General features: G+C 73.0%; 5 protein-coding genes. 1 reads left to right on the top strand and 4 read right to left on the bottom strand.

Annotation, left to right across the window (positions count from 1 at the left end; all coding sequences use genetic code 11):
* Positions 1 to 247 precede the first annotated feature (247 nt).
* Positions 248 to 1,171, bottom strand: coding sequence for an aldo/keto reductase (locus tag FHS22_RS35815; RefSeq protein WP_184948647.1), 924 nt, complete (start codon positions 1,169 to 1,171; stop codon positions 248 to 250).
* A gap of 102 nt (positions 1,172 to 1,273) precedes the next feature.
* On the opposite strand from FHS22_RS35815, the gene FHS22_RS35810 reads away from it, so the two are divergent.
* The gene (locus tag FHS22_RS35810) at positions 1,274 to 2,311 is read left to right on the top strand and encodes an alpha/beta hydrolase (protein WP_184948646.1); all 1,038 of its coding nucleotides are present in this window, start codon (positions 1,274 to 1,276) and stop codon (positions 2,309 to 2,311) included.
* Here the strand turns inward: FHS22_RS35810 and FHS22_RS35805 are convergent.
* The 3 genes from FHS22_RS35805 to polX form a co-directional block, all read right to left on the bottom strand.
* Positions 2,248 to 3,792: a WS/DGAT/MGAT family O-acyltransferase gene (locus FHS22_RS35805; RefSeq protein WP_184948645.1), complete on the bottom strand. Its 1,545-nt coding sequence runs from the start codon at positions 3,790 to 3,792 to the stop codon at positions 2,248 to 2,250. The two genes, FHS22_RS35810 and FHS22_RS35805, sit on opposite strands and share 64 nt — an antisense overlap.
* 235 nt (positions 3,793 to 4,027) lie before the next feature.
* Positions 4,028 to 5,140 carry a sulfite oxidase gene (locus tag FHS22_RS35800; protein WP_184948644.1) on the bottom strand — a complete coding sequence of 371 codons (1,113 nt, stop codon included), beginning with the start codon at positions 5,138 to 5,140 and terminating at the stop codon, positions 4,028 to 4,030.
* A 73-nt stretch (positions 5,141 to 5,213) separates the two neighbouring features.
* On the bottom strand, positions 5,214 to 6,902 hold the full coding sequence (polX, locus tag FHS22_RS35795; RefSeq protein WP_184948643.1) for a DNA polymerase/3'-5' exonuclease PolX: 1,689 nt from the start codon (positions 6,900 to 6,902) through the stop codon (positions 5,214 to 5,216).
* Between the last annotated feature and the right edge of the window lie 28 nt (positions 6,903 to 6,930).

The raw sequence follows: 6,930 nt of genomic DNA, 5'->3' as shown, positions 1-6,930 counted from the left end.
GCGTGCCGGCGCCTGTCTTGTCCTCGAGCCGGGGCGACTGACCAGCGGCCCACGGCCCGAGCACATCACAACAAGATTTTCAGCAGTCTCCTAGGTCCACGGTCCGGCGCGTGCCCGCTGGGCGGGTGCGCGCCGGACCCCCGCACCCGCCGGCAGGGGCCCGGCCGCATCGCGCGGCCGGGCCCCTGCGCGGTGCCGGGCGATGCGGCCGGGCCCGCCGGGCGGGACGGGCCCGTCCGGCGGAAGGTCAGCGGGAGGCCTCGTCCAGCAGCGCGAGCTCGTCCTCGGTCAGCTCCACCTCGGCGACCGCGAGCAGCGGCCGGAGCTGCTCGACGTCGCGGGCGCTGGCGATCGGCGCGGCCACCGTGGGCTGGGCGGCCAGCCAGGCGAGCGCGATCGTGGCCGGGACGGCGCCGTGGGCGGCGGCGACCTTCTCCAGGGCGTCCAGGACGCGGGGGCCGCGCTCGGTCGCGAGGTACTCCGAGGCCTTGCCCGCGCGCGGGCTGTCCACCTCCACGCCGGGCCGGTACTTGCCGGTCAGGAAGCCGCGGGCCAGGCCGAAGTACGGCGTGCTGGTCAGCCCCGCACCGGCCACCACGTCCCGCAGGGCCCCCTCGTAGCCGCGCTCCACCAGGTTGTAGTGCTGCTGCACGACCCCGTAGCGGGCCAGGCCGTCCCGCTCGGAGACCTCCAGCGCCTCGGCGAGCCGACCGGCCTCGTGGTTCGAGGCGCCGATGTTGCGGATCTTGCCCTCGCGGATCAGCGCGTCGAACGTGCCGAGGGTCTCCTCCAGCGGGGTCTCGGCGTCGTCGATGTGCGCCCAGTACAGGTCGATGTGGTCGGTCCCCAGGCGGCGGAGCGAACCCTCCACGGACACGCGGATGTTCGCCGGCGAGAGCCCGCTGCGGGCCGGCAGCATGCCGACCTTGGTCGCCACCACGACCCGGTCGCGGTTGCGGCGGGAGGCCATCCACTCGCCGATGATGGTCTCCGACTCCCCGCCCGCGTGCCCCGGGACCCAGTGGGAGTAGGAGTCGGCGGTGTCGACGAAGTTGCCCCCGGCCTCCGCGTAGGCGTCCAGGATCGCGAAAGAGGTCTCGCGGTCGGCGGTCCAGCCGAAGACGTTGCCGCCCAGGCAGAGCGGGAAGAGGTTCAGCTCAGAAAAGCTCATGCTCCTCACTCTATTGGTGGATACTCGCGCACTTCCGGCGCATCCCCGGAGATCGGCGGGAAGCTATTATGTGCCGCGTCAATAGGACGGTGGGAGGCTCTCATGGCGCCCGGTTCACGGCTGCGCGGATTCCTCGTCGGCGCCGTGGTCGCGGTCGGCCTGTTCGTGCTGGTGGTGGCCGCCACCATCGCCCTGCTCACCAACCAGCGCCGCCCGGTCACCGGCCCCGACCGGCCGCCCGCCTCCGAGCAGCCCCGCGAGACCGGGAAGCCGAAGGTCCCCGAGGGCGTCGAGGTGGTCAAGGAGCGGCGGCTCGGCGAGCGCCGGATGGAGCTGACCCTGCGCTCGGACGCCCTCGGCGACCTCACCACGGTACGGCTGCTGCTGCCCAAGGGCTGGTCCGCCGGTTCGGACAGGACCTGGCCCGTGCTCTGGCTGCTCCACGGCGGCCTCGACGACTACCAGGCGTGGTCGAGGTCGGACGTCGAGGAGCTGACCGAGGACGCGCCGGTCATCGTGGTGATGCCCGACGGCGGCAAGTGCGGCAGCTACTCCGACTGGCACAACGGCGGCGACGGCGGCCCGCCCCGCTGGGCGACCTACCACCTCGAAGAGCTGCTCCCGCTGCTGGAGGCCCGATACGCGGCGGGCGGGGAGCGGGCGATCGCCGGATACTCGATGGGCGGCCAGGGCGCGATGCTCTACGCCGCGACCGGACGGTTCAAGGCCGCCGCCTCCTTCAGCGGCGCCGTGCACACCCTGCTGCCCGGCGTGGACATCGCCGTCATGCTCGGCACCACCGCGGGCTGCTTCGGCACCGACTGGAAGCGCATCTGGGGCGACCCGCACGGCGACCGGGAGATCTGGCGCGAGCACAACCCCTACGACCAGGCCGCCGAGCTCCGCGGCGTCCGCCTCTACGTGGCGGCGGGCGACGGGCGCAAGCGGCGGGGCGAGCTCTTCGGCGACATCACCGAGGAGCTCGCCCACAAGGCGGCCACCGCCTTCGCCGGCCGGCTGAAGGAGCTCGGCATCCCCGTCGAGACCCACTTCTACGACGGCCGGCACAACATGACCTACTGGAACAGGGAGCTGCGCCGGGCGCTGCCGCTGCTGCTGGAGTCCGTCGGCGCCCGGTGAGCGCGCGCCCGGACGCCCGTACCGGAGGGCGCGGGCCGCGGGCCGGTCAGCTCCAGCAGCTCGTCCATCGCCTCCTGCAGGTGCCCCATCAGCCGCCAGGCGTCCGTCACCCGGTCGGGGCAGGAGACGATGCCGAAGTCGAGCGAGCCGTCGTAGGAGAAGCAGGTGATGCTGATCCCGCCGGTCACGTCGGTCAGCACCGACAGCGGGTAGTAGGACAGCACCCGGGCCCCGCACAGGTAGAGCGGGAACTGCGGCCCCGGCACGTTCGAGACGATCAGGTTGACCGGCGGCGGCGCCATCGCGGCCAGCCGGAAGACCGCCGAGGTCGCCACCGCGGTCACGGCCGCGGGGAGCATCGAGGAGATCTCGTTCAGCCAGGTCGCGGGGGAGCGGGCGAAGCGCCGCTTGGCGGTGCGCATCGCCTCGCCCGCGGCCCGCAGGCGCTCCAGGGGGCAGTCGACGTCGGTCGGCATCGGGGCGATCATGGCGGAGATCTGGTTGCCGACCGCCTCCCGGGCGCTCGCCGTACGGACCGCGACCGGGACCGCGGCGATCAGCGGCCGGTCCGGCAGCGCGTTTCGTTCGCGCAGCCATGAGCGCAGCGCGGCGGCGCACAGCGCCATGACCACGTCGTTGACGCTGCCGCCGGAGGCCCCGGCCACCCGTTTGACGTCGGCCAGCGGGATCGAGCCGTAGGAGAAGCGCCGCCGCGCGCTGATCGGGCCGTTGAACGGGGTGCGCGGAGCCGAGAGCGCGGGCAGCGCCGGCAGGTCCCGCGGGCCCCCGGTGAGCATCCGGGTCGCGGCGGCCACCAGCCGGGCCCCCGGGAGCCCCGCGGCGACCGGGATCGCGTCGAGGTCGGCCGCGCTCCGGCCGAGGGAGCGCAGGGCGCGCACCGGGTGGGTGAGCGAGCGGGCGGCCGCTCCGGCGAGCATGCGGGCCGGGCCGGGGGCGGTGGTCGGCGGGCCCGGGGCGGGCGGCTCGACCCTGCGGGGCTCGGGGGCGAGGTCGAGCAGGGCGGCCAGGGTCTCCGCGCCCGAGATCCCGTCGACGGCGCAGTGGTGGACCTTGGCGTAGAGGGCGGCCCGGCCGCCGGTGAGTCCCTGGATCAGGTGCATCTCCCAGAGCGGGCGGCTCCGGTCCAGCCGCCGCCCGTGGATCCGGGCGACCGCCTCGGCGAGCTGGGCCTCGTCGCCCGGCATCGGCAGGGTCGTCTCGTACACGTGCGCGGCGACGTCGAGGGAGCGGTCCTCGGCCCAGTACGGATGGTCCAGCCCGAGGGGCACGTCGGCCAGGCGCAGGGTCAGGGCCGGGGCCAGGTGCAGCCGCTCGCGCAGCAGCCGGATCAGGGCCTCGCGCGTGACCGCGCCCCCGGGGGCGCAGGCCGGGTCCAGGACCGCGACGCCGGCGACGTGAGCCGCGGTGGTCGCCGATTCGGCGTGCAGGAACTGCGCGTCGAGCGGGGTCAGCTGGCGCATCGGTGAGCCTCCGACGGGAAGGGCGGAACGGGCCTCGGATCATCTGCATCATCGCCCCGGTTCGTTTCCACCACGTTTCCCCGGCGCGACCGGAGGAGTATTTCAGATGAAATCCGGGCAGCCGACCGTCAATTCTGGTAGCGAATCTTGCCTGATCAGCCGATGTGCGCGCCGTACAGCGAAAACATTGGCCCGGCTGCGCGAGGGTGATATTTCCGTACGGCCGGCGCGCTCGCTAGAAATATGTGACCGTCACGGGATGGCGCACGACCGCGTCGAAGAGGTAACCCAGCTCGTTGTGCGGGGTCCGCATCGGCTGGACCCCTCCGGTCTCGTCGGCGGCCCGGGCCATCAGGGTGTGCGGGCCGGTCGTGCGGGGGTTCCAGGCGACGTGCCAGCGGGTCCATGCGGGGCAGACGCGCGGGCCGTGCAGTTCGGCCCGGCGCCAGGTGGCTCCGGCGTCGAGGCTCACCTCGACCCCGGTGATCCGGCCGCCGGCCGACCAGGACCGCCCGTGCAGCACGTGCGGGCGACCGGCGGCCAGCCTGGCCCCCCACGGGAGCTCGAAGGCGCTGCGGATGCCTCCGGTGGTCAGCGGGGGACCGCCGCCCGGCGGGTGGGCCACGCCGAACATCCGGTAGAACTCCGTGGTCCACGGGGAGGTCAGCGGCGCCGCGGAGACCTCGATGTCGCCCACCCACTTGACCGAGGCCAGACCGATCCAGGAGGGCACGACCAGCCGTACCGGGTGGCCGTGGTCGGGCGGGAGCGGGCCGCCGTTCATCTCGTAGGCGAGGATGACGTCGTCGAGCGCCTTGGCGGCCGGGATGGGCCGCCGCACCCGGCCGTGGTCGACGCCGCCGGCCACGTAGCGGGGGTCGAGGCCCCGGGCCATCACGTCGACGGCGGAGGGCAGGATCCCGGCCAGGTCCAGGACCGTGGACAGCGGCACCCCGCGCCAGCGGGCCACGCCGACCGCGCCGAGCCGCCACGGGGTGCCGGAGACCTCCTGGTGCTGCTGGGCGGTGAACAGGCTCCGGCCGTTGCCCGCGCACTCGATCGCCACGTCCCGGGTGACCGCGGGGAGCGCGAGCAGGTCCTCGTAGCCGAAGCCCCTGGGGTTGCCGAGCCCGGAGCCGTGCAGCTCCAGCCGCCAGGAGGCCGCGTCGACGAGCGGGGTCGAGGTGTGGTTGCGCACGAAGAACCGGTCGGCGGGCACGTGGTATCCGGCTCCGCGCATGGCCTCCCAGCGCATCTCGGCGCAGGTGCCGTGCACGGTGAACAGCTCCGGCGGCAGCGGTTTGGCGATCCCGGTGGAGGTCTCGCAGATCAGGGTCCCGTACGGCATGCTGCACCACCCCTTCCAGTAACATCTATTTCCTACTAGGAATACATGTAAACCGGGGGGAACGGGCGGGACCTCAGCCGCCCAGGAAGCCGAGCAGCCTCTCCAGCGGCCAGGTGTTGATCACATCCTCCGGGGTCAGCCAGGCGCGCTGGGCGATGCCGACGCCGAAGCGCCGGTTGCCCAGGTGGGGCACGGCGTGGGCGTCGCTGTCGATGGAGAACTTCACGCCGTGGTGGCGCGCCAGCCGTACCAGGTCGGCCGGGAGGTCGGAGCGGTCGGGGAAGGAGTCGATCTCCATCGCGGTGCCGGTGCGGGCCGCCGCGCGGAAGACCTCGTCCCAGTCGGCGTCCACGGGGGAGCGCCTGCCGATCAGGCGGGTCGTGGGATGGCCGATCACGTGCACGTGCGGGTTCTCGCACGCGGTGACGAACCGGCGGGTCATCTCCTCGCGCGACTGGGTGAAGTGCGAGTGCACGCTGGCGACGCAGACGTCGAAGCCGGCCAGGACCTCGGCCGGCCAGTCGACCGAGCCGTCCGGGCCGATGTTGAGTTCGGCGCCGTGCAGGATCCGCATGTCAGGATATTTACCCTGAAGTCGGCGAATCTGCTCACGCTGCGCCAGCATCTTCTCCAGCGTCATCCGGTGCATGGCCAGGTCCGGGGCGTGGTCGGTCACCGCGTAGTAGGAGTGGCCGAGCGCGTGGGCGGCGGCGACCATCTCCTCCAGCGAGGCGATGCCGTCGGTCAGGTCCGTGTGGGTGTGCAGGTCGCCCCGGAGGTCCTCCAGAGTCACCAGCTCGGGCAGCCCGCCCTTGAGCGCGGCGGGGATCTCCCCGCCGTCCTCGCGCAGCGCCGGCGGGATCCACTCCATGCCGAGCGCCCGGTAGATCTCCTCCTCCGAGGCGGCCGCGACCACCCGCTCGCCGTCGAACAGGCCGTACTCGGACAACTTCCAGCCCTTCTTCACGGCGATCTCGCGCAGGTGCACGTTGTGCGCCTGGGAGCCGGTGAAGTACTGCAGGCCCGCGCCCCACGACTCGGCCGGGACCAGCCGGAGGTCCACCTGGAGGCCCTGGTGGGTGCGGATCGAGGTCTTCTTCCCGCCCGAGGCGATGACCTCCGCGACGTACGGCTGGGCCTTGAAGTCGTCCATCAGGCTCTGCGGGGCGACGGCGAGGATGTCGATGTCGCCGACGGTGTCCTTCATCCGGCGCAGCGAGCCGGCGTAGGCGATGCGCTCGGCCCCGCCCTCCAGCGAGGCGATGACCCGCTCGGCCAGGTCCATCGCCACGCCGGTGTGCACCCTGGTGTCGGCCCGCTCCATCTGCTCGATGCCCCTGAGCAGGTTCTCCTCGGTCTTGGCGCCGAAGCCCCTGACTCCCTTGAGGCGCCCGGCCCTGATCGCCTCGGCCAGGGCCTCGGGGGAGTCGATGCCCAGCTCCTGGAAGAGCAGGACGGCCTTCTTCGGGCCGAGGGAGGGCACCCGGGTCAGCCTCCGCACCCCCTCGGGGACCCTGCCCCGCAGGTCGTCGAGCTGCCGGAAGCTCCCCCGCTGGAGATACTCCTCGACCTTCTTGGCGATCGCCTCGCCGACCCCGGGAACACTGCGCACCGGCACGGCCGCGACGTCGTCGGGGAACCCCGAGATCGCCTTGGCCGCCTTCTGGTAGCTGCGCACCCGGAAGGCGTCGCCGCCCGTCATCGCGAACAGCTCGGCGTATTCCTCGAGGGCCGCGGCCACATCGTCATTCGCTCTCGCCATGGGGTTCAGCCTAGGAGATCGCACCGAC

This window comes from Thiemannella venezuelensis, assembly GCF_014203605.1.
GTDB classification, from domain to species: Bacteria; Actinomycetota; Actinomycetes; order Streptosporangiales; family Streptosporangiaceae; genus Planomonospora_A; species Planomonospora_A venezuelensis.
The sequence above is the reverse complement of the archived record's forward strand: the minus strand, read 5'-3'. Positions and strand labels throughout refer to the sequence as shown.